Genomic DNA, 20,775 nt, shown 5'->3' on the forward strand with positions numbered 1-20,775 from the left:
TCCGCAGTCAGCGGAGACGCGGATTGCGTTTCCATGGACGCTGTCCTTCCTTGTTCTTCATGACGCGAGCTTGACCTCCAGCCTCGTCGAACCTCCAGCTCGACCTCCTAGAGCCTGACTACATCTAGCAATTTAAACGCCGAACCTCCGTCACCCAACGGTCGCTTGGCAGATTTGTTCACCGCAAGGCTTGTCACGCCTGTGCGAGAAAAGATGTAATCAGATGAAGAAATCCAGCGCTTTTACGCGAGTTCTGCTCGCTGCAACCACCCTTGTGTCCCTGTCTTTTGCCAATGCTTACGCCGGTCCCGAGGATTACGAGTTCCAACTCGTATCGGCTGAGGTGAAGCAAGGTCCAACCGAGGTCTCTGTCCGCCTCGTCAACAAGAAATCGGGCGAACCAGTTACCGACGCGGTCATTTTTACGACCCGGATGGATATGGCTCCCGAGGGCATGGAGACGATGACGACGCCTGTTGAAGAACTTCCGTCTGCTCAGCCGGGGACGTACAAGTTCAAGACCAACCTGAGCATGGAAGGCGGCTGGCGCTTCCAACTCGCGGCCAAGGTTCAGGGCGAAGGCGAAACCGTGAAAGGTGAAGTCGTCGTAAAGGCCACACCGTGAAGACCGCAAAATGGCTGGCCGCCGTTACCTCCCTCGCCGTCTTTGGCGGGGGAGCGTACCTAGCTGGGTCCCAGGGTGTAGGCCAGCGGCAACTCCACATGCTGTTCGATATGGGCGTCGCTGAAGCGCAGCCGAGCAAGGCTGAACCGACGGGGGCTGTCGTTTACTACCGCCATCCTGATGGGCTTCCCGAATATTCCGCAACGCCCAGGAAAACACAGGACGGCCGCGAGTTCCTGTCTGTCCGCGAAAGTGAAGACATCAGTTTTACAGCCTCAGGCATCAAAACGGCCGCGACTTCCGATCAGAAAGGGTCGGCGTCGGGATCGGCTGCAACCGAACGCAAGGTCCTGTATTACCGCAACCCGATGGGGCTACCGGACACTTCCAAGGTGCCGAAGAAGGATTCCATGGGAATGGATTACATCCCCGTCTTTGAGGGGGACCAGGCTGACACCTCGATGGTTAAGGTCTCGCTCGGCAAGCTACAGCGGACAGGCGTCAAAACCGCTGCAGCAGAATTGGCGAGCATCTCCCGCAAAATTCGCGTACCCGGCACGGTCGCCTTGGACGAGCGGCTCATCAGCGTCATCTCCATGCGCACCGATGCCTTCATCGACAACGTGGCGAATGTGACGACGGGGGACCGCATAGGAAAGGGTGACGGCCTCTTCAACTTCTATTCCCGGGAGATTGCCACCGCAGGCGCAGAATTCGCTGCCGGAAAGGGCGAGTTTCGCAACAATGATGCCGGTTCGGCGCTTCGGCTAAAGAATCTGGGCGTACCGGACGAGGTGATCCGGAGTATCGCCGAGAAGCATGAGGTGCCAACCAGCATCGAGTACATCTCCCCTCGCAACGGTGTCATCCTTGAACGCATGGCGACCACGGGCATGATGGCAAAACCAGGCGATCCGTTGTTTCGGATTGCCGATACCTCTCATGTCTGGGTCATCGCCGACGTGCCGGAATTCGATCTGGCTTCCATTCAAAAAGGAGTTCCCGTTGCCGTGACGGTTCGGAGCCTCCCAGGGAGGACCTTCGAAGGAACCCTCGATCTCATCTATCCGGAAGTCCAGGAGGAGACCCGAACAACGAAAGTCAGGATCGAGCTTCCGAACCCGGACGGTATTCTGATGGCCAACATGTACGCTGACGTGGAGATCGAGGCTGGGGTACAGAAGCCTGTCGTCGCCGTGCCGAACAGCGCGGTCATCGATACTGGGGATCGCCAGGTCGTCTTCATAGACAAGGGTGACGGAAAGTTTGAACCGAAGAACGTCAAGCTCGGCGTACGCGGTGACGAGCGAACCGAGATCACCAAAGGCATTACAGCAGGCGATCAGGTAGTCGTGGCGGCAAACTTCCTTCTTGACGCCGAAAGCAATCTCAACTCGGCCCTCAGCGGCATGGCTGCAGATGAGGTGAAGCCATGATCTCCCGCGTCATCTCCTGGTCCGCCCACAATCTCGTTCTGATCTTCGTCGGTGCGGCGCTTGCCGTCGCAGGCGGCATCTATGCCCTGCGGTCACTGCCGCTTGACGCCATTCCCGATCTCTCCGACATTCAGGTGATCGTTTACACAGAATATCCGGGCCAAGCCCCGCAGGTGGTTGAGGACCAGGTCACCTATCCTCTGACCACCTCGATGCTGACGGTTCCGAAGTCGAAGGTTGTTCGAGGCTTCTCCTTCTTCGGAGTTTCGTTCGTCTATGTGATCTTCGAAGACGGGACCGACCCTTACTGGGCGAGAAGCCGGGTGCTGGAGTATCTGAATGTTGCGTCGAGCCGTCTGCCGCAGGGTGTGACGCCGACGCTCGGACCAGACGCCACAGGTGTGGGTTGGGTCTACCAGTATGCTGTCGTCGCGAAGAACCTCACGCTTGCTGAACTCCGCTCGCTGCAGGACTGGGTCGTACGGTTCGGCGTTTCTAAGTCGGAGGGTGTCGCCGAAGTTGCCAGTGTTGGTGGCTTCGTGAAGCAATATTCCATCGTCGTTGATCCTTCTCGGCTGAAGGCTCAGGGAATATCGCTTAGCGACATTTCAAATGCAGTCCGGGCCAGCAACACCGACGTCGGTGGCCGAACCATCGAACTTTCCGAATTCGAGTTCATGGTGCGCGGACGAGGCTATCTCAAGGGCATCAGCGAAATTGAAAACATTGTGCTCAAGACAAAGGGCGGCACGCCACTCCGGCTGGGCGACGTCGCCAAGGTAGAACTCGTTCCGGATGAACGAAGAGGAATTACCGAACTCAATGGCGAAGGCGAGGTCGCAAGCGGCATTGTCCTGCAGCGGTTCGGAGCCAATGCGCTGACCGTCATCGGCAACGCCAAGACAAGTTTGGCTTCGGTCCAAAACAGCCTGCCTGCAGGCACGGAGATCGTGCCGGTCTATGATCGGTCGACCTTGATCGAATCTGCCATCGAAACGTTGAAGGGCACCTTGATCGAGGAATCCATTGTTGTCGCGCTGGTAACGGTAGCCTTCCTTCTCCATTTGCGTAGTGCTCTCGTGGCGATCATCATGCTGCCAGTGGGCATCCTGATCGCGTTCATCGCGATGAAGCTGCTCGGTATTGGGGCAAACATCATGAGCCTTGGCGGCATTGCTATCGCCATCGGGGCGATGATCGATGCGGCAATCGTCATGATCGAGAATGCCCACAAGCACCTCGAACGCGCACCGCCGGGTAAGCCCAGGATCAAGATACTGGTCGAGGCTGCCAGCGAAGTCGGTCCAGCGCTGTTCTTCAGCCTGCTGATCATCACGGTATCGTTCCTGCCGATCTTCACACTGGAATCGCAGGAGGGACGGCTATTCGGGCCGCTCGCCTTCACCAAGACGTTCGCGATGGCGGCGGCTGCCTTCCTCTCGGTCACCCTTGTTCCTGCTTTGATGATTCTCTTCGTGCGCGGCCGCATCGTGCCCGAGCATAAGAACCCGCTGAACCGTTTTTTGATCTGGATTTACCGACCAGTCATCCGGGGCGTCCTCAAGGTCAAAACGCTGACCATCATTGCCGCTGTCGCGATACTGGCGGCAACTGCCTGGCCGGTCCAGCACATCGGTAGCGAATTCATGCCCAGCCTCGATGAGGGCACGCTGATGTATATGCCGACCACGCTGCCAGGCATATCGGTCACCAAGGCAGCCGAACTGATGCAGACGCAGGATCGCATTATCAAGTCATTCCCCGAAGTTGAGAGTGTCTTCGGAAAGGCAGGCCGTGCACTGACCGCCACCGACCCAGCTCCGACGGAAATGTTCGAGACGATCATCACCCTCAAGCCGAAGTCTCAGTGGCGGCCGGGTGTGACGACCGACAGCCTGAAGCAGGAGATGGACGCCGTCCTGCAGTTTCCCGGTGTCTCGAACGCTTGGACCATGCCGATCCGGGCCCGCATCGACATGTTGTCGACCGGGATCAGGACGCCCGTCGGCGTCAAGGTTTACGGCACCGATCTCGGCGAAATGGAAAAGATCGCTCGCCAGATCGAAAGCGTGCTGAAAACTATCCCCGGCACCTCCAGCGCCTACGCGGAAAGGGTCATTGGTGGCTACTATCTCGACATTGTTCCGGACCGCGCAGCTCTTGGCCGTTACGGGTTGACCGTCAACGATGTCCAGGAGGTCATCAGCATGGCGCTCGGCTCTGAAATCGTCACTTCGACCGTCGAGGGACGGGAGCGTTACGGCGTGGCAGTTCGATATCCACGAGCCTTCCGAAGTGATCCTCAATCCATTGCCCGGGACGTGCAGGTATCACTGCCAGGCGGCGGGTCGGTGCCTCTGGGAGAGATAGCCGATGTTAAGCTCGCACGCGGAGCCACCACCATCCGCACAGAGAATGGCCAGCTTGCCGTCTACATCTTCGTTGATATCGCCAATCGTGACTTGGGTGGCTACGTGGCTGAAGCCCAGGAGGCGGTCGCCGCGAGTGTGAAAATGCCTCCTGGCTATTCCGTCGCCTGGAGCGGCCAGTTCGAATATCTCGAACGCGCAAAGGCGCGACTGGCCATTGTCGTTCCTCTAACGCTGGCGCTGATCATCCTGCTGCTCTATCTCAACTTCAAGAAATTGACAGAGACTCTGATTGTCATGTTGTCATTGCCGTTCGCGCTGATCGGCGGCATCTGGCTGATGTGGTGGCTCGGTTTCAATGCCTCAGTTGCCGTCGCGGTCGGGTTTATCGCGCTTGCCGGTGTGGCGGCTGAGACAGGCGTGATCATGCTCATTTATCTCGATCAGGCCCTAAGAGAACGGCAACGAGCTTGCGAGACGGAGAGGCGCGATTTCAGCAAAGCCGATCTTCATGCCGCGATCATGATCGGCGCGGTCGAGCGGGTTCGGCCAAAAATGATGACTGTTGTCGCCATCATGGCGGGACTGGTGCCAATACTCTGGAGCACAGGAACCGGATCGGAAATCATGCAGCGCATTGCCGTGCCGATGATCGGCGGCATGATCTCCTCGACGCTGCTCACCCTGGTGGTGATCCCGGCGATCTATGGGCTGGTCAAAGGCTGGGGATTACGAACAAGTTCTCGCAGCAGATCGACGACAATGACGAGCGAGGAGGCAGCTGTCACGCAAGCGGCAGAATGAACGGAGAGCCACCGTGATGAACGACATGATGGGCAGCGGGATGATGTGGGGCATGATGTTCGCGGGGATAGTCGGGATCATGGTCGTGCTTCTCCTGATCGCGGCGCTCATCAAATATCTGTTCTTCCGCTGACTTACGCCTTCTTCACCGCTGCTGACGCGGAGCGTAAAATCAAGGCGTCGTAACTATCGATGAAGAGCTAGATAAACGCCGAATCTGGAATATGGAGCGAGCCAATGAAACGAAGACAATTTATTTGCTCTACCGTCGCGGGGCTAGTCGTCGCAGCGACCAAACCAGTTCTCGCCTCACAAGCGGAAATGATCATTTACAAGGACCCCACCTGTGGCTGCTGCCACGCTTGGGCTGAGGCGATGATCGATGCCGATTTCGCGGTGACTGTGCGGGACACGAATGATCTGGCCTCGGTCAAGCAAAAATACGCGATCCCAGCTGAAATGCAGGGATGTCACACGGCTATAGTCGAACCCTACTACTTCGAAGGGCATGTCCCGGTAGCGGCGGTCGAGAATGTTTTATCCAAGCGACCCGATATCGCTGGCCTGGCGGTTCCCGGAATGCCCTCCGGATCGCTCGGAATGGGCAATGATCCGAACGCCTCCTACGACGTTTTCAGTGTGCCCAGGAATGGTGGAAAGCCAATCGTGATCCTGAGCATCCGGCCCGTTTAGGCTAGGTCAGCAGGGCATAGAGCGCGACGGCGGCAATGAAGCCGATAACGACCAGCGAGGCTATCAGCCCGACTTGTCGGTTTGCCGCTTGCAGCACGGGAGATCGAACCCTTCGCTTGGGGCGAAGACGATGCTGCCGAATGAGGGCGACGTTGGAGCGTATGCGCTTCTTCTTTCCGGACGTCTCGGCCTCCCTTGAAACGGTGGCGGCTGTTGAAATCCCAGTCGCCACCGCATTTTGATACCTTAAAGGACTTGGAGGTTCTCAGCGGACGATTTTCCTGTGCGCCGATCCTGGACAACGTCGTAGCTGACCTTCTGGCCCTCCTGCAGCCCGGAAAGACCCGAACGCTGAACGGCCGAAATGTGCACGAATGCGTCGGTCGATTTGTCATCAGGCTCGATGAAGCCAAACCCTTTGTCCGGATTGAACCACTTAACTGTACCTTTGGGCAACTTAGTCCTCCCGCTCTGACCCAGCGGACCCACCATGAGAAAAGGAAAGCCGATTGGCAAGCCAGCCCCTCCCAAATTCCGGATGCCTACGTCGCAAGAGTAGGTCCCGAAACTTCTGTTTTTGCGACTAGGCTTGTGCTCCGCCTTCAGACCGACCCTTGTCGCCGCTTCGGATTGCCCAGCGTCTGCTTTAAGCCGATGCTGGTTATTGCGTATCAGCGGTCGGATGAGAGAACGCGGTCACCAAATGCCCTCATGCCGCTACGTCAATCACCAGCATCAAGCCGCCGCCGCCTTGAATTTCGACGTTGTTGTTCGTGGTGTGATGCGAGATATGGCAATGGATCAGCCATTTGCCGGGTTTCCTCGCTTTCCAGAGGACGTCGTATCGCTGCCCAGGCGCAATATTGACTGTGTCGGCCAGATAGCGGGCGGAAGTCGCAAGCGTCTCTCCGTCAACAGCCGCTACCTCAAACGGGCCACCATGAATGTGCATGGGATGGATGGCCGTAGTGTTTGATCCTATGAACCGCACCTTCAGCGTCTGACCGACTTTCATATGAACAGTTTCGGTCGCGGGGTATGATTTGCCGTTTATCGTGAAGTAGTTTGGCAGCGCTCCTTCCATCGGCATCGCTGGGAAGGTCAGCCAATCTCGCTTTGTCCACTCCTGAAGCTGGACAAGATATTCGATATCGGCCGGAATGAGATCGGCTGGATTTTTGGGACCGATGATGAGGGCACCATACAGGCCGAGGGCCTGCTGTCGGTCGACATGGTCGTGGGTGTGATAAAAATAAGTGCCACGTTGGCCAACGGTGTACTCGTAGGAAAAACTTTGGCCGGGCTCTATCGGGTTCTGCGTGATCATCGCCGGACCGTCCATCTCGTTGGGCAGGATCAGGCCATGCCAATGAACGGTGGTGCTTTCTGGAAGGTCGTTTTTCACATTGATACGGACGCGGTCACCTTCAGTTACGCGGATCGTAGGGCCAGGAACTTGATTGTTATAGGCGTAAGCCTCAACTGTGACGCCCGGCAAGATCGTCCATTGGATGACGGACGCCGCGAGATCGAATACCTTCACCCCGTTTTCGATGCGAGGTTCGAGTACGGTTGCGCCACGAGCATCTGGGGCTGCTGTAAATTTCACTCCGCGTGGATCGACCGCCGCCATGTCCTTCATTGCGTCCCCCGGCGTATCGAAGGCCACGATCATACCTGGAGCCATGATCGACCGGCCGACATCGTGGGCGCTGAGATGCATGTTCACCAGCGTAAACGGATAAGCATAGCCGCCAGCCAACATAATGAGCGTAAACCCCGCCATTGTCGCGAGCTGAGTCCGCGTCGGGGCGACGGCTGGGGGCAGTTTCTCACCGTGCTGGTGGTCGTCCCCGTGGGACATCTGTTCTTGATGAGGTGTATGCTGTTCGTGGTGAGCCTTCGTTTGATGACCCATCCGCGTTTTGCGACTCCTCGGATGCTCCGCAGATTCAGAATCGGTCAAATCTTTCTGACCGCTGTTGCGGGCCGTCATCAGACCGTGCTTCAGCTGTTTTGCCACGAGCCAGACGTTGAACGGGTAGGCAGTCGCGAACCCGACACCGATGCCGAGCGCCATGACGCCCCAGAAGAGCATTTCGCCGGGCCACATGGCTCGCATATCGCGTCCCATCATCAGGATCGCCATAACGGGTGCCATTCCCGCCATCATCGCGTTCATGCTGATGAATTCGGGCATGAAGGAGTTGCGCACGTTCTGCCAATACGTCCCACCCATCATGTTTTTCATGAAAAGCGCTTGAAACACGAACAGCCCGACGGCAAACCCGGCAACGTATTCGATGATGATGTCCAGCCACATCGGAAGCCCAAGCATGGCGGTAATTGCCGCAGCAACGATGATGCCGGTCGCATCGCCCGCTACGCAGTGAATAGTGCTCCCAATTCCCTGCTTCCAGAGCGGTTTAACAAATTCCTCGTGAGTGTTCGGTCGAGGCTCCTTGTCAGCGAGCACGTACAGCAGCAGTCCGAGCGCACCGAGATAGAGGGTGACGAGGATGAAGCCCCACTTCATTACTGCTGGCTCAGGATTGTTGCGGAACTGATCCCACGAGACGTACGCAGTGCTGAGTGCCGCCAGGATGAACCAGGCAAACAGAAGATAATCGACGGGCTGAATGAACAAACGATCCTCCTCTTCTAGCTCGCGCAGGCTGAGGCTTTCCATCGTTGGAAGGTCAAGTACGAACCGGCGCGTTGACCGAAAAGACGAACTTCACCATTATGTCGACGATGAATTCACGGATGGTCCGTGTGCAAATGAGCCGATGCGCCTACTAATCAACGTCTTTATCGCGACGATAATGCTGCTGGGTTCGCTTGCCGCGCCCTGCGTCGCCGCGCAGGTTGATCATGATCATGCGGGTCGGGTTTCCGTTAGCACTGCTTCAACGTCGGGCGGGCACCATCGAGGTGACGGCCGACCTTTTTCGGCATCGCACTGCCAGCAGGATGGCCTTGTGGCGCAGGCCCCTGAAGCTCTTCGTACCCCACCCACCGTTGTCTGGTTCGGCGTGACGGCTTCCGTCGTGATCTCAGGCATTATAAAATCCGTTGAGCAACGTCCCCCCATCTCTTCCGTCTGATTTCCATCCGTTCGAAGTTTCAGACCAAAGGGAAGGGCATGACTTTGCGCATGTCTATGTTTGCAAGCCACATTAGTGGTTTATCGTCACGAGAGAATATATTGAGTCCAATGGCGGCGAGCTGGAAATCGCTTCGTTGGATGGCACTTGCGGTGATCGCGTTGATCTTGAGCGGCTGCGTCCAGTCGCTCGATGGTCTCGGCGTCGCATCTCATGAAATTCCGCCGAAGCTATTGGCCAGTATGCGTGCAAAAGGGATGAAGCCGGAGAGTCCTGTCCTCGTCCGAATCTTCAAAATGGAAAGCGAACTGGAGGTCTGGAAAGTCGACAGCAGCGGTAAATACGCATTGCTGAAGGTTTACCCGATGTGCCGATGGTCCGGAAAACTTGGACCCAAGACGAAAACTGGCGACCGGCAGGCACCAGAGGGCTTCTACCGAGTTTCCACAGGTGGCCTGAACCCGAAATCGCAGTTCTATCTCTCGTTCAATCTCGGCTACCCGAACCGTTTGGAGGCTGCTCTTGGCTATACCGGAGAGGCGCTAATGGTCCATGGGGCGTGCTCGTCGTCAGGGTGCTTTGCTTTGACCGATCAAGGAGTCGGGGAAATCTACGCTATTGTCGAGCAGGCCCTGAAAGGCGGGCAGAGCGCGTTCCAGGTCCAAGCGTATCCATTTCGCATGACACCGCAGAACCTGTCCGCACATCGCGATGACCCGAATTTCGCCTTCTGGAAGAACCTCAAGGAAGGTTACGACATATTTGATATTCGGCGGCGCGAGCCCAAGGTTGCCGCTTGCAGCGGGAAATACGTCTTCGACGCCGAGTTCAAGGAAGGCGATCCTGGCAATCCGCTTGCCTCATGCCCGGAGCGAGTCGACCAACCTGATCCTGCGGTCGTAGCCAAATCATCCGCTGACGAAAAGAAATACCAGGAGTTGGCCGCCAAGCCTTTTACGGCGCTTGCCTATCAGGACGGCGGGATGCACCTAACTTTCCGAGCGCTGCTTAAGGAAAACGGCGACGTCAAGCTCGCGGAGAAGGTCTCCGTCATCAAGTATCCGATCAGTCGTCCGGCTTCGGCGTTGGCTGATCCATTCGATGGAAGGAAATAATGAACGTTGCCGGGGCGTGGGTCGAACCACGTTCCGCTTGCGTTACATTTGAAAGCGAGGCTGCCATGCGAATTTTACTAGCAGGGGCCATGATGATGTTGGCTACAGCTACCCATGCCCATCAAGCGCCGTCGGGCTTCACCTATGATCCTTTCTGCTGCAATGGTGACGGCGAAAACGGCGATTGCCAAAGGATTTCCTCAAAAACCGTCCGCCCTAACAATGAAGGCTACGAGGTGACGCTTCTTCCGGGGGACCATCGATTGGCGACACGCAGGCACGTCTTTTCGATTCCCCAAGGGGAAGTGAAAGAATCCCCGGACGGGGCGTATCATCTTTGCTTATTCCCTAACGAGGACACGGTCCGTTGCTTTTACGCTCCACCGATAGGTTTTTGAAGCAGAAGGCGAGCATCCGTGAAGTGTCACGAGCGGCCGTCCTCGCGATAGGGGCAGCAATGGGCGCAGTGCTTTCGAAGCTACAGCGGAATGACCCAGCGGGTATCAGTAGGGTGCGTGGGTACCTCCCAAGGACACTTGTCGCACTGCCTGACCCGTTCAGTTTGCAGTTCAAAAGTCGATGAGGAAGCCCGGGCGAAATCCCGACGTGCCGCGTTCGCCCCCATAGCCCCTTGGATTGCAAACTACGCGGGTTTTGTCAGCCATATAGTCGCGGAATTTATGGATATGGCCATGAATCCAAACCGACGGTCGCCGCCGCCCGATCAAATCGGACAGATCGCTTCCAAATGCCGCATTGGTTATGTCGCCATAGAAACGTGGATCGAAACTTTGAATGAGCGGCGCGTGATGGGTCACGACGAATGTGCGGCCATCGAACGGCTTTTCCAGTTCCCGGTCAATGAATGACCGGCTATCGATGTGGCGCTCAAGGATTTCGCGAACGGTGACTAGCCCGATTTCACCTTCGCGTCTTTCGTCGGATCGAAAAATACATTCGAAGTCTGCCATTAGGTACGGCACTAGGCCGAACGCTTTCTCCCGACGTTCTTCAGGCGGAACATGCTCGTCGTCACCGACGGAAACAGCGAAGTCCGTCCACAACGTCGCGCCGATAAATCGGCAATCGGCCATCTCGATGCTCTGGTTTTCGAGGAGATAGATGCGGGTGCCCTCGATCTCGCGGCGTGCTCGTTCCAGCGCAAACTCGATGCTGCTGTTGTAATAGTCGTGATTGCCAAGGACGAGGACCACGGGCATATGCGGCTCGATATTGCGCCGCAGGTAAGCGATGCTCATCGAAATATCTTCTGAGATGTCGCCCGCGCAGATGCAGATGTCTGCATCGGGAACCCGAAATGGCATGCCCATCAGGGCATCAGTCGGGGAGTGGTGGAGATCGCTGATGATCCATGCTCGCATGCGGCCGACCTTCCGTGAAGGCAAAGGGGTGGGGATGACGCGCCGGGTAATCCGTCGCTTTCTATTTCATTGAGTTTTCGGAGCGCTGGGGCCTTGGTCGGGTTTTCATGGGTGCGCGAACCGGGCGCGAGGTTTAGTCCAGCTGGCCGGAGCAAGCCAACTCGCGTGTCGCATCAAGGTGACAGGTCCCGCTAATTCATGTCGACCGCCACAGGCCACCGCGCCGCCGAGCATGAGGAAGTGTTCGGTCTCCAAGGAAACGCGGCCTTAAAAGCGATCAGCATTTCAGTGCGTCCGTATCGCCCGACGCAGATGGCTCCGGCCAAAGCCTTTCTAGTTGATCACCTTGCAAGCGTTTGTGCCTGGCAAGTTCGGTCGCAAACGCAACCAGCGTCTGCTTCAGACCGCTGAGCATGTCCCGAGCCCGAGCATATTCCGTCTGAAGGATTTCGCTGACTTCGGCCCTCAATCGATGATCGCGCCAAAGCTCTCCCGGATTGCTCGTGCTTACGGAGCCCGGGAGATAGTAGGGCGATTTCCCAAACCCCCATCGGGTGACCATTTCGACAGCGATTTCAGTAGCTTTTGCGAAATCACTGTTATTGGTACCTGATGCTGTGGTCGACCTGTCGCCATAAAAAAGGTCTTCAGCAGCCGCACCGGCAAGGAGCATTGCAATCCGATTCATAACTTGGCTTTTGGTTTTAAAGGGTACCTTCGGCTGATCGGTTACCGTTATCCCGTGAGCGTCGACATCAGTCGCGAAGTTCTCGACGTTATCGAAGATTTCGACCCGCTCGACCCGTCCGACCTTCAGCGTGTGAGCGATCAGCGCGTGACCGGACTCGTGGATGGCGATCTGCAACTGATAGTCATCGTTCAAAACGGGCAGCGGCGCGATCTTTCCTCGAACGTCATCTATCGTTACGGACCGGCGCTCCAGCCGTGCAACTCTACGGGCATCCCGCGAGAGGCGTTCCAGATCAGCTCCGCTTGTGCCAGGCAATTTAGCGGCAATTTCCTTGAGGAGAGGCTCATCAGCGAGCGACGGAAGGTGGAATGCGAGGATTTGGGCGCGACCCTGTGCATCTGGCAATGGGAAGTGGATATGTTTCTCCAGCCGCCCACTCCTGATAAGGGCAGGGTCGATCCGTTCGGGATGGTTGCAAGCGCCGACGACAACCACGCCCTCTCGTCCCTCGATGCCGTCGAGGCATTCCAGGAGGCCGTTCACTATCTGGATGCTGTAGTCCGCGTAACTGGAAACGAACTTCGAACGGTCACCAATCGAGTCGAATTCATCGAGAAATAGCAGGCATGGCGCTTTCTCCTTGGCGTTTGCGAAGGTTCGGTACATCGCCTTGAGCAAGTCGCCCAGATGACCGTCTTTGCTGCTCTGCCACCTCGAAATGCTCGTCGCTTCCAGATGCATGTCGCATTCCGCCGCGAGGGCCGCCGCAAACCTGGTTTTTCCAGTTCCAGGCGGCCCATAGAGGAGGCACCCCTTGTCGACTTCGGACCAGGGCAGCTTCCCATCCCGCCATTCTCGCAGGTCCTTTTTCAGCTCCCGTGCCCAATCGCCCGCCTCACCGAAGCCGTTGGAGAGGTCCAGGTGCTTAACTTCCTCGGCTACCGGCCGTTGTGGGCCAAGCTCAGCCAGCCTAAGTGCTGACCTGCGAGCCGGTTGTCCGATCCGGAAAATGGCCTCCATTCTCTCGGACGGTTGCTCGGCAATTAATGCAGCCTGGTTGTCGGAAATGTCGCCGCAGCCTCTAAGCTTGGCTAGCGCTCGGAGGTGGCGCACATCGCACGTTCGGAGGCGGTCGCGCATCGTTGCAGCAAGCTCGAAATCTTCGTGAACCGGCGATCCTTCGGTCGCAAAGATGATCAGCTTACCGAATATTAGCTCTTCAGCAGGGTCGATATCCCAGCCGCGTCTGCTCTTAGCTTCAGGATGAATATAAAAGCGGACTTTCTCATCTTTGAAGATGATTTTCGCCGCCTCCTTGACGTCAGTCAGTTGCCATCCAACCGGTACGATGACCAGCGCGACGCAAAATGGCTCCGAGACCAGCTCGATGTTTCGCCGAAACAGGTTCACCAGCGCACAATATGATAAAAAAAGGCGGGTAGACCGCATTGCGATTGCTGCACCTTCGCGCCCTATTCTCAGCGGATGAGCGCCTCGCACCCCGTTCAGCCGGATCGCGATCCGCTGAAGTTTACTGATGTATTGGTCGAGGTTGTCCTTGAAGGCCGTATCCATGGATTTTCTCCGCTTCCGCGTCAGATGAGGCCTTCGTCGAACCTGTACCAACGGCTCAGTGTCCTTCCGAGCCGCCGCTTCCGGTCGAGATAAAACAGTTCGCTCGTAATGCCGGGGCCATCTTTGATGGTCGGATGCCCGCTCATTAGGCCCATCAGGCACGGAACCGCACGGCTTGCGAGAACACAGTTTCGAATAGTCAGTGCGTCATCAAGAGCCGGATGATCGCCGGGCAAGGAGAGTTGTTCGAGATCAGCAAGGAGTGATCTCAATCGCGGAAGGATTACGGAGGGCGGAGTTCCGAGCCATTTGTCGTTCATCGATAGACCTTCTGTTTCGAGTGCCGGTTGTTGGCGACAGGAAGATGGGTTGATTCGCGCTCGATTTCCTTACCGGGTGATTTTGATTCGCGCAATAAAACTGCGAAATACGCTCCTAAAATAGCTATGCCGCAACAAAACTAGATATGTTGACATTTTTGGGGTTTCATTTCTTTTCCCAGCATGGCGGGATACCCAACACACGGTCAGCTGCGAGCCGCGCGGTCGATGCTCGGCAAAACTCAGGAGTGGCTCGCTAACCAAGCCAAGATCACGCCTGCTGTTGTAATTGGCCTAGAATCCGCCAAGCGAAAGCTTCCTGACAACCATGCCCTTTCGCAGGTCAAAGGTGTTTTGGAGGCCAACGGTTTGGAACTGCTCGAAGCCGCAGAGGCTCGGGGCGAAGGCGTTCGATGGACAGAGCCGACCAACAAGACTTGGGTCGAGTGTCTACGCCACGGACGAGCCATGCTTGGTATTTCCCTGGACGAAATGGCCGCTCGGTCGGGTGTCGGAAAGTATGCGATTGCGCGGTTGGAACGCGGAAATCAGAAACGTCTCCCGGAACAATCTGCAGAGAGATTACGCGACGTTCTGTTCGAGAACGGCGTCATTATCCTGCCGGAAGATCGTTCACACGGTGCAGGCGTTTGTATGCGGTCCAAACACCGGTAATTACCTCTACAATTATCAAAGGTGCTGAATTCGGTTAGGCATGGCCAACCTCGAAATGCCGAGGTCTATATGACGCGCTGTCTTAGAAGCCCGTTGGCCAACGCCAGATCATCTCAACGAAGGTGAGGAGATCGTCCGCATAGTCGTTCTGCGCGTCGCCGACATCCTCCTCAAGGGGATGATGATGCCACCGCCGCCCCTTTTCAGAGGGATAACGTGCGGCCCCACATCTCTCGTGGCTGTCGGCTCGACCAATCTCCGAACTGCATGGTTGTTATTTGGCGGCTGGTTTCCGTCTAAATTCGGTAGGTTTACCGCCCCTCACAAACCCTAACGAATAGCGGTTTGGAAGAAATCGGTAATGGTTTCCGCTCTTAAAATTGCTCTATCCTGCTGAGCTACGGGACCACTTGCATGCCATGCATACAAAAGGCTTGGCGCGAAGCCAAGCCTTAATTGTTGTCAGGCGCCGAGGCGTTGTTCGGCCAGGCGGACCCAGTAGGAGATGCCGTGGGCGATGGCTTCGTCGTTGAAGTCGTAGGCCGGATTGTGCAGGCCGGCGCTGTCGCCGTTGCCGATGAAGATGAAGGCGCCGGGGCGGGCGTTCAGCATGTAGGAAAAATCCTCGCCGCCCATCATCGGGTCGATCTCGGCATTGACATTGCCCTCGCCGGCAATGGCGCTGGCGGTGGCGACCGCATGCTCGGTTTCATCCGGGTGGTTGATGGTGACCGGGTAATTGCGGTTGAAGCCGATCTCGGCCTCGGCGCCGTGGGCGGCGGAGATGCCCTCGACGATCTGGCGGAACCGCGTCTCGGCAAGCGTGCGCACCTCCGGGTCGAGGGTGCGCACCGTGCCGGCGAAGGTCGCGTCGTTCGGGATGACGTTATGGGCGAAACCGGCATTGAACTTGGTCACCGAGACGACGACCGAGCTGATCGGATCGGCGGTGCGCGAGGCGATCATCTGCAGGTTGGCGACGATCTGGGCGCCGATGGCGATCGGGTCGATCGTCCGGTGCGGCTGGGCGGCGTGGCCGCCGCGGCCCTTGATGGTGACGGTGAATTCGTCGGTCGCCGCCATGATCGCGCCCTTGCGGGTGGCGAACTGACCCACGGGCAGGCCCGGCAGATTGTGCATGCCGTAGACCTCTTCGATGCCGAAGCGCTCCATCATGCCGTCCTTGACCATCAAATTGCCGCCGCCGCCGCCTTCTTCGGCGGGCTGGAAGATGACGGCGATATTGCCGTTGAAGTTGCGCGTCTCGGCCAGGTATTTCGCCGCGCCGAGCAGCATGGCGGTGTGGCCGTCATGGCCGCAGGCATGCATCTTGCCCGGCGTCTTCGAGGCCCAGGGCTTGCCTGATATTTCAGTCAGCGGCAGGGCGTCCATGTCGGCGCGCAGGCCGACAGTGCGGCGGCCTTCGCCCTTACCCTTGATCAGGCCGACGACACCGGTACGGCCGATGCCGGTGACGATTTCGTCGACGCCGAACTCCTTGAGCTTTTCAGCGACGAAGGCGGCCGTGTTCTCAACCGCGAAGAGAAGCTCGGGCCGGGCGTGAATATGGCGGCGCCACTCGGCGACTTCGTCCTGCAATTCGGCGGCTCTGTTCAAAATCGGCATGTTGGCGTTCCTGTTATGAAATCCCGGCAATCTTTGATCGCATCACAAGGGCGTGAGGCAGGGGGTATGAGGAGGCTGGGGCGTGAGCCTGTGGAAATTACTTAGTCAATGACCTTTGCCATGTCATAGCCATATAGGCTAAATAGGGGAAGGTTTCGAGATTTTCCTGATATCCGAAGGACGAACTGTGTCGACGAGCCACTTCCGTTTGTTTGCCGTTTTGCGGCCGCTGAGTTTCGTGGTCGCTGCGACTGCCGGTTTTCTTGCCGCGATTCCCCTTGCCCAGGCCAATCCGCATATTCTCGTCGATGTGCAGACCGGCCGCGTGCTCGAGCATGAAGAAGCCTTCCGCAAGTGGTATCCGGCCTCGCTCACCAAGCTGATGACCGTCTACACCGTGTTCGACGCCATCCGCGCCGGCCAGATCAGCCTCGATACGCCTGTCGTCATGAGCAAGCGCGCCGCCGCGCAGCCGGCCGCCAAGATGTATTTCAAGCCGGGCCAGAAGCTGACGCTCGACAGCGCGCTGAAGATCCTGATGGTGAAATCGGCCAACGACATTGCCGTCGCGGTCGCCGAAGCCATCGGGGGCACGCAGGAAGGCTTCGTGACGCGGATGAACGGCGAGGCGCTGAAGCTCGGCATGACGGATTCGCATTTCGTCAATCCGAACGGCCTGCCGGGCAAGGGGCAATATACGACGGCGCGCGATCTTGCCGTGCTGACGGTGGCGCTGCGCCGCGATTTTCCGCAATATGCCAGCTATTTCGCGCTTGAGGGTTTCACCAACGGCCAGCAGAACGTGCCGAGCCTCAACATGCTGATCGGCCGCTTCGCCGGCGCCGACGGCATGAAGACCGGTTTCATCTGCGCCTCGGGCTTCAACCAGATCGGTTCGGCGACCCGCAACGGCCGCACCATCGTCTCGGTCGTGCTCGGCACCGACAGCCTTGCGGCGCGCGCCGATGCAACGGCGAACCTTCTGCAGAAGGGTTTCACCGCGCAGTTTCCCGGCAATGAGACGCTCGGTTCGCTGCGACCCTACGGGCAGGGACAGGACCAGGTGACCGACATATCCGCCGACATCTGCAGCGCCAAGGGCGCCAAGATACGCAGCGAAACGCGCGACGAAGTCGGCCGCATGAAGGTGCAGTCGCCCTATATCCTGGAAATGGACCACGATCCGCGGTTCGTCTTTGCCGGCCTCATTCCCGGTCAGGACCCGCAGCCGGCGCAGCAGCCGGAAAAAGTGGCGACGGGCGATACGGCAGGCGGCATCGCCAACGTGCCGGTGCCGATGCCGCGCCCGACATCTTTCTAAGATCAGATTTCAAGGTCAAACGACATGAGCGCGCTCAACGACAGGATTCCGGTCACCATCCTGACCGGCTTTCTCGGTGCCGGCAAATCGACGCTGCTCAACCGCATTCTCAAAGATCCCGAAATGAAGGATGCGGCCGTCATTATCAATGAATTCGGCGATGTCGGCATCGATCATCTCCTGGTCGAAAGCTCCGGCGATTCGATCATCGAGCTGTCAGACGGCTGCCTCTGCTGCACCGTGCGCGGCGAGCTGGTGGATACGCTGGCAAATCTGATGGATGCCGTGCAGACGGGCCGGGTCAAGCCCGTGAAGCGTGTCGTCATCGAAACGACCGGCCTTGCCGACCCCGCCCCGGTCATGCAGGCGATCATGGGCAATCCGGTCATCGCCCAAAATTTCGAACTCGATGGCGTCGTGACCGTCGTCGATGCGGTAAATGGGCTGCAAACGCTCGACAATCACGAGGAAGCACGCAAGCAGGCGGCGGTGGCCGACCGGCTGATCGTCTCGAAGAAGGCGATGGCCGAGGCAACCGACGGGCTGGAAAAACGCCTGCGGGCGCTCAATCCGCGTGCCGCGATGATGGATGCCGACAGCACTGAGGCCGGCAGCGCCGCGGTTCTCGTCAACGGGCTCTACGATCCGGCGACCAAGATTGCCGATGTCGGCCGCTGGCTGCAGGACGAGGATGCGCACGAGGCGCATCACGATCACGACCACGGTCGCGATGGAGATCACGACCACGGCCACGCCCATAGCCATGGTGGGGATCACCACGGCCGCCACCATCATGATGATCACCACCATGATCATGATGGCGATCATGCGCATCAGCATCCGCACGACGTCAACCGTCACGATGCCTCGATCCGCTCCTTCTCGATTATCGAGGAGAAGCCGATCGATCCGATGGCGCTCGACATGTTCATCGATCTCTTGCGCTCGGCCCATGGCGAGAAGCTGCTCAGGATGAAGGCGATAGTTTCCGTTTCCGATCGGCCGGACCGGCCGTTGGTGCTGCATGGCGTCCAGAGCATTTTCCATCCGCCGGTGCGGCTTGCCGCCTGGCCGGATCCCGGCGACCGGCGCACGCGCATGGTGCTGATCACCAAGGATTTGCCGGAAGCCTTCGTCAAGGATCTGTTCGACGCCTTCCTGGGCAAGCCGCGCATCGACATGCCGGACCGCGCGGCGCTGTCCGACAATCCGCTCGCCATTCCAGGCTTGCGGATTTAGAGCAAGAACTGCTTCGCACTTTCTGCGGAATTGCTCAGCGCTTGCGGATCAGGAAGCGGTGGCCGGTTTCGGTCTTTTCGGTCTCGACCAGCTCGTGGCCGTCCTCATTGCAGAAATGCGGCATGTCGATCACCGCCAGCGGATCGGTGGTGTCGACGCGAATGAGCGTGCCGCTTGCCATGGCGGCAAGCTTTTTGCGCGTCTTGATCACGGGGAAGGGGCATTTCAGGCCGCGAAGATCGTAGAGAACGGGGTTCAAGCCGTTCAGTTCCGCGCCCAGAATTTCCAGAACGGCTTCTTTGCCGCGGCCTCAGCGGTTTCCTGCGGTTCGGGCGCCGTATAGGCCAGCGGGTTCGGCATCGGCACCGGCACGGCCACGGGCGTCGCGGCAGCGACTGCCATTGGCTGGGCCTGCGCCTGCGGCTGGGCAGCGGCTGCAGGCGTGGCGCCCGGTGCTGATTTGGCGGCAAGGCCCTGGGCGGTGCGCTTGGCCATCAGGTCTTCGAGTTCGGCGACCTTGACCATGCGGCCGGCTTCGAGCGAAGTGCCGGTCGGGGCATAAGCGAGTTCGCGGCCTTTGCGCGTCTTGGCGACGACGGCCTTGCGCTCGGCCTCGGAGGGGTCGTACCAGGCCATGCCGTCGAATTTGCTCATCGCCTTGGCGTAGTCGGCATCATAGGTCTTGCCGTAGGAGGCAAGGGCGGCCGTCAGCGCCGGCGGCGTCGACATGGCAGGGCACTTGCCGGCGGCGTTGAAGGCGCCGCCATCGGTTACCTGCTGGTTGAAGACGTATTTCTTCTCGCAGACGGCCACCTCGGGCGGGCGTTTCGTCACTTCGAAATTGTCGTAGCCGACTTTCAGCATCTTCCAGAAGTCGTAGCTCGAGTCGAGGCGATGCTTGACCATGTTTTCCGCCGTCATGCGGAAAGGGAACGCCTGTAGCTGCACGGTCGCCTGGCCGCCCTTGAAGGCGTCGCGGGCAAAGGCGTAAATTTCAAGCACCTGCTGGTCGGTCATCGAATAGCAGCCGGAGGACGAGCAGGCGCCATGGATCATCAGATCGGAGCCGGTGCGGCCGTTCGCCGCGTCGTAGCGGTTCGGGAAGCCGGTGTTGATCGCCAGATAATATTTGGAATTGGGATTCAGGTTGGCGCGCGTCAGGTCGTAGAAACCTTCCGGCGCCTGCCGGTCGCCGGTCTTGACCTTCGGGCCGAGACGGCCGGACCAGGCGCAGATCTTGTAGTCGGCGATCTTGTCGAAACGGTTGTCGGTCTTCGCCTTCCAGATCTCCATGGCACCTTCCTCCTTGAAGATGCGGATCATGATCGGCGAATTGCGGTCCATGCCCTTGGCGGACATGGCGGCAAGGATATGCGGGGGGAGCGGCTGCTCGACCTTGTTCTTGACCTTGGAGAGATCGACCTGCGCGGTTTCCAACGCGTCATTGCAGCCGGTCAGAGCCAGCGCCATGAGGGAAACATAGGCAAAATAACGTATGCGCATCCAAATAGCCCATAAAGATAATGCGACCCGGTCCGCCTATGGAGTTCGGGCATCAGACGGAATCATAGGCGGCTTATACTTTATAAATCCTTACCAGCCTATGACGTGCCCTGAACATCCCCGCAAGCGCGAATGCTACAGATAATATCAATGTGGCCAAGATTTGGCCCCAATCGGTGAAAGCCGAACTTGTCTCGGAGGTGATGCGGAAAAGTATCAGCGCTTTCCGCGGCTTTTAGAGCATGATGCCGAAAAGTGTGCGCGGTTTTCGGACGACATCATGCTCCAACTCTT

At 58.1% G+C, this 20,775-nt stretch carries 17 protein-coding genes; 9 read left to right on the plus strand and 8 right to left on the minus strand.

Annotation, left to right across the window (positions count from 1 at the left end):
* The first annotated feature begins 223 nt into the window (after positions 1-223).
* The 4 genes from ATY75_RS09870 to ATY75_RS09890 all read left to right on the plus strand — a co-directional run bounded on the left by ATY75_RS09870 (position 224) and on the right by ATY75_RS09890 (position 5,927).
* Entirely contained in the window at positions 224-625 is a 402-nt protein-coding gene (locus ATY75_RS09870) for a FixH family protein (protein ID WP_088937402.1), read from the plus strand.
* Positions 622-2,061, plus strand: a complete 1,440-nt coding sequence (locus ATY75_RS09875) for an efflux RND transporter periplasmic adaptor subunit (protein WP_245317554.1) — start codon at positions 622-624, stop codon at positions 2,059-2,061. Before ATY75_RS09870 ends, ATY75_RS09875 begins: the two co-directional genes overlap by 4 nt.
* Positions 2,058-5,234 carry a CusA/CzcA family heavy metal efflux RND transporter gene (locus ATY75_RS09880; RefSeq protein WP_088937403.1) on the plus strand — a complete coding sequence of 1,059 codons (3,177 nt, stop codon included), beginning with the start codon at positions 2,058-2,060 and terminating at the stop codon, positions 5,232-5,234. Before ATY75_RS09875 ends, ATY75_RS09880 begins: the two co-directional genes overlap by 4 nt.
* Before the next feature lie 237 nt (positions 5,235-5,471).
* The gene (locus ATY75_RS09890) at positions 5,472-5,927 is read left to right on the plus strand and encodes a DUF411 domain-containing protein (RefSeq protein ID WP_088937405.1); all 456 of its coding nucleotides are present in this window, start codon (positions 5,472-5,474) and stop codon (positions 5,925-5,927) included.
* Between the two features lie 246 nt (positions 5,928-6,173).
* Here the strand turns inward: ATY75_RS09890 and ATY75_RS09895 are convergent, their stop codons facing one another.
* Positions 6,174-6,383: a cold-shock protein gene (locus ATY75_RS09895; protein ID WP_088937476.1), complete on the minus strand. Its 210-nt coding sequence runs from the start codon at positions 6,381-6,383 to the stop codon at positions 6,174-6,176.
* A 253-nt stretch (positions 6,384-6,636) separates the two neighbouring features.
* Entirely contained in the window at positions 6,637-8,574 is a 1,938-nt protein-coding gene (locus ATY75_RS09900; RefSeq protein WP_088937406.1) for a multicopper oxidase domain-containing protein, read from the minus strand.
* A 498-nt stretch (positions 8,575-9,072) separates the two neighbouring features.
* On the opposite strand from ATY75_RS09900, the gene ATY75_RS09910 reads away from it, so the two are divergent.
* Both ATY75_RS09910 and ATY75_RS35025 read left to right on the plus strand, forming a co-directional pair.
* On the plus strand, positions 9,073-10,149 hold the full coding sequence (locus ATY75_RS09910; protein WP_088937408.1) for a murein L,D-transpeptidase family protein: 1,077 nt from the start codon (positions 9,073-9,075) through the stop codon (positions 10,147-10,149).
* 65 nt (positions 10,150-10,214) lie between these two features.
* Entirely contained in the window at positions 10,215-10,547 is a 333-nt protein-coding gene (locus ATY75_RS35025; protein ID WP_088937477.1) for a hypothetical protein, read from the plus strand.
* A gap of 171 nt (positions 10,548-10,718) precedes the next feature.
* On the opposite strand, the gene ATY75_RS09920 is transcribed toward ATY75_RS35025, so the two are convergent.
* The 3 genes from ATY75_RS09920 to ATY75_RS09930 form a co-directional block, all read right to left on the minus strand.
* Positions 10,719-11,531 carry a metallophosphoesterase family protein gene (locus ATY75_RS09920; protein WP_088937409.1) on the minus strand — a complete coding sequence of 271 codons (813 nt, stop codon included), beginning with the start codon at positions 11,529-11,531 and terminating at the stop codon, positions 10,719-10,721.
* 277 nt (positions 11,532-11,808) lie between these two features.
* On the minus strand, positions 11,809-13,797 hold the full coding sequence (locus ATY75_RS09925) for an AAA family ATPase (protein ID WP_088937410.1): 1,989 nt from the start codon (positions 13,795-13,797) through the stop codon (positions 11,809-11,811).
* A gap of 20 nt (positions 13,798-13,817) precedes the next feature.
* Positions 13,818-14,117 carry a hypothetical protein gene (locus ATY75_RS09930; RefSeq protein ID WP_088937411.1) on the minus strand — a complete coding sequence of 100 codons (300 nt, stop codon included), beginning with the start codon at positions 14,115-14,117 and terminating at the stop codon, positions 13,818-13,820.
* Positions 14,118-14,345: 228 nt separating this feature from the next.
* Between ATY75_RS09930 and ATY75_RS09935 the strand changes: the two genes are divergently transcribed.
* Positions 14,346-14,792, plus strand: a complete 447-nt coding sequence (locus ATY75_RS09935) for a helix-turn-helix transcriptional regulator (protein WP_088937412.1) — start codon at positions 14,346-14,348, stop codon at positions 14,790-14,792.
* 462 nt (positions 14,793-15,254) lie between these two features.
* Here the strand turns inward: ATY75_RS09935 and ATY75_RS09940 are convergent, their stop codons facing one another.
* Entirely contained in the window at positions 15,255-16,418 is a 1,164-nt protein-coding gene (locus ATY75_RS09940) for a M20 aminoacylase family protein (RefSeq protein WP_088937413.1), read from the minus strand.
* Between the two features lie 187 nt (positions 16,419-16,605).
* Here ATY75_RS09940 and ATY75_RS09945 point away from each other — a divergent pair, with 187 nt between their 5' ends.
* Together ATY75_RS09945 and ATY75_RS09950 are read left to right on the plus strand one after the other, a co-directional pair.
* On the plus strand, positions 16,606-17,739 hold the full coding sequence (locus tag ATY75_RS09945) for a D-alanyl-D-alanine carboxypeptidase family protein (RefSeq protein WP_088937414.1): 1,134 nt from the start codon (positions 16,606-16,608) through the stop codon (positions 17,737-17,739).
* A gap of 24 nt (positions 17,740-17,763) precedes the next feature.
* Positions 17,764-18,978: a GTP-binding protein gene (locus tag ATY75_RS09950; RefSeq protein ID WP_088937415.1), complete on the plus strand. Its 1,215-nt coding sequence runs from the start codon at positions 17,764-17,766 to the stop codon at positions 18,976-18,978.
* A gap of 34 nt (positions 18,979-19,012) precedes the next feature.
* On the opposite strand, the gene ATY75_RS09955 is transcribed toward ATY75_RS09950, so the two are convergent.
* On the minus strand, positions 19,013-19,237 hold the full coding sequence (locus tag ATY75_RS09955) for a sulfurtransferase TusA family protein (RefSeq protein WP_088937416.1): 225 nt from the start codon (positions 19,235-19,237) through the stop codon (positions 19,013-19,015).
* Between the two features lie 5 nt (positions 19,238-19,242).
* The gene (locus ATY75_RS09960) at positions 19,243-20,481 is read right to left on the minus strand and encodes a murein L,D-transpeptidase family protein (protein WP_088937417.1); all 1,239 of its coding nucleotides are present in this window, start codon (positions 20,479-20,481) and stop codon (positions 19,243-19,245) included.
* Positions 20,482-20,775 lie beyond the last annotated feature (294 nt).

The sequence above is a fragment of the Rhizobium sp. N122 genome (assembly GCF_002211295.1).
GTDB lineage: Bacteria > Pseudomonadota > Alphaproteobacteria > Rhizobiales > Rhizobiaceae > Rhizobium.

What these genes read in the sequence shown, in the direction of transcription:
- ATY75_RS09960 (WP_088937417.1), bottom strand. Translation starts at nt 20,481, where the DNA reads ATGCGCATACGTTATTTTGCCTATGTTTCCCTCATGGCGCTGGCTCTG.
- ATY75_RS09940 (WP_088937413.1), bottom strand. Translation starts at nt 16,418, where the DNA reads ATGCCGATTTTGAACAGAGCCGCCGAATTGCAGGACGAAGTCGCCGAG.
- ATY75_RS09920 (WP_088937409.1), bottom strand. Translation starts at nt 11,531, where the DNA reads ATGCGAGCATGGATCATCAGCGATCTCCACCACTCCCCGACTGATGCC.
- ATY75_RS09880 (WP_088937403.1), top strand. Translation starts at nt 2,058, where the DNA reads ATGATCTCCCGCGTCATCTCCTGGTCCGCCCACAATCTCGTTCTGATC.
- ATY75_RS09870 (WP_088937402.1), top strand. Translation starts at nt 224, where the DNA reads ATGAAGAAATCCAGCGCTTTTACGCGAGTTCTGCTCGCTGCAACCACC.
- ATY75_RS09950 (WP_088937415.1), top strand. Translation starts at nt 17,764, where the DNA reads ATGAGCGCGCTCAACGACAGGATTCCGGTCACCATCCTGACCGGCTTT.
- ATY75_RS09930 (WP_088937411.1), bottom strand. Translation starts at nt 14,117, where the DNA reads ATGAACGACAAATGGCTCGGAACTCCGCCCTCCGTAATCCTTCCGCGA.
- ATY75_RS09925 (WP_088937410.1), bottom strand. Translation starts at nt 13,797, where the DNA reads ATGGATACGGCCTTCAAGGACAACCTCGACCAATACATCAGTAAACTT.
- ATY75_RS35025 (WP_088937477.1), top strand. Translation starts at nt 10,215, where the DNA reads ATGCGAATTTTACTAGCAGGGGCCATGATGATGTTGGCTACAGCTACC.
- ATY75_RS09935 (WP_088937412.1), top strand. Translation starts at nt 14,346, where the DNA reads ATGCTCGGCAAAACTCAGGAGTGGCTCGCTAACCAAGCCAAGATCACG.
- ATY75_RS09910 (WP_088937408.1), top strand. Translation starts at nt 9,073, where the DNA reads ATGACTTTGCGCATGTCTATGTTTGCAAGCCACATTAGTGGTTTATCG.
- ATY75_RS09890 (WP_088937405.1), top strand. Translation starts at nt 5,472, where the DNA reads ATGAAACGAAGACAATTTATTTGCTCTACCGTCGCGGGGCTAGTCGTC.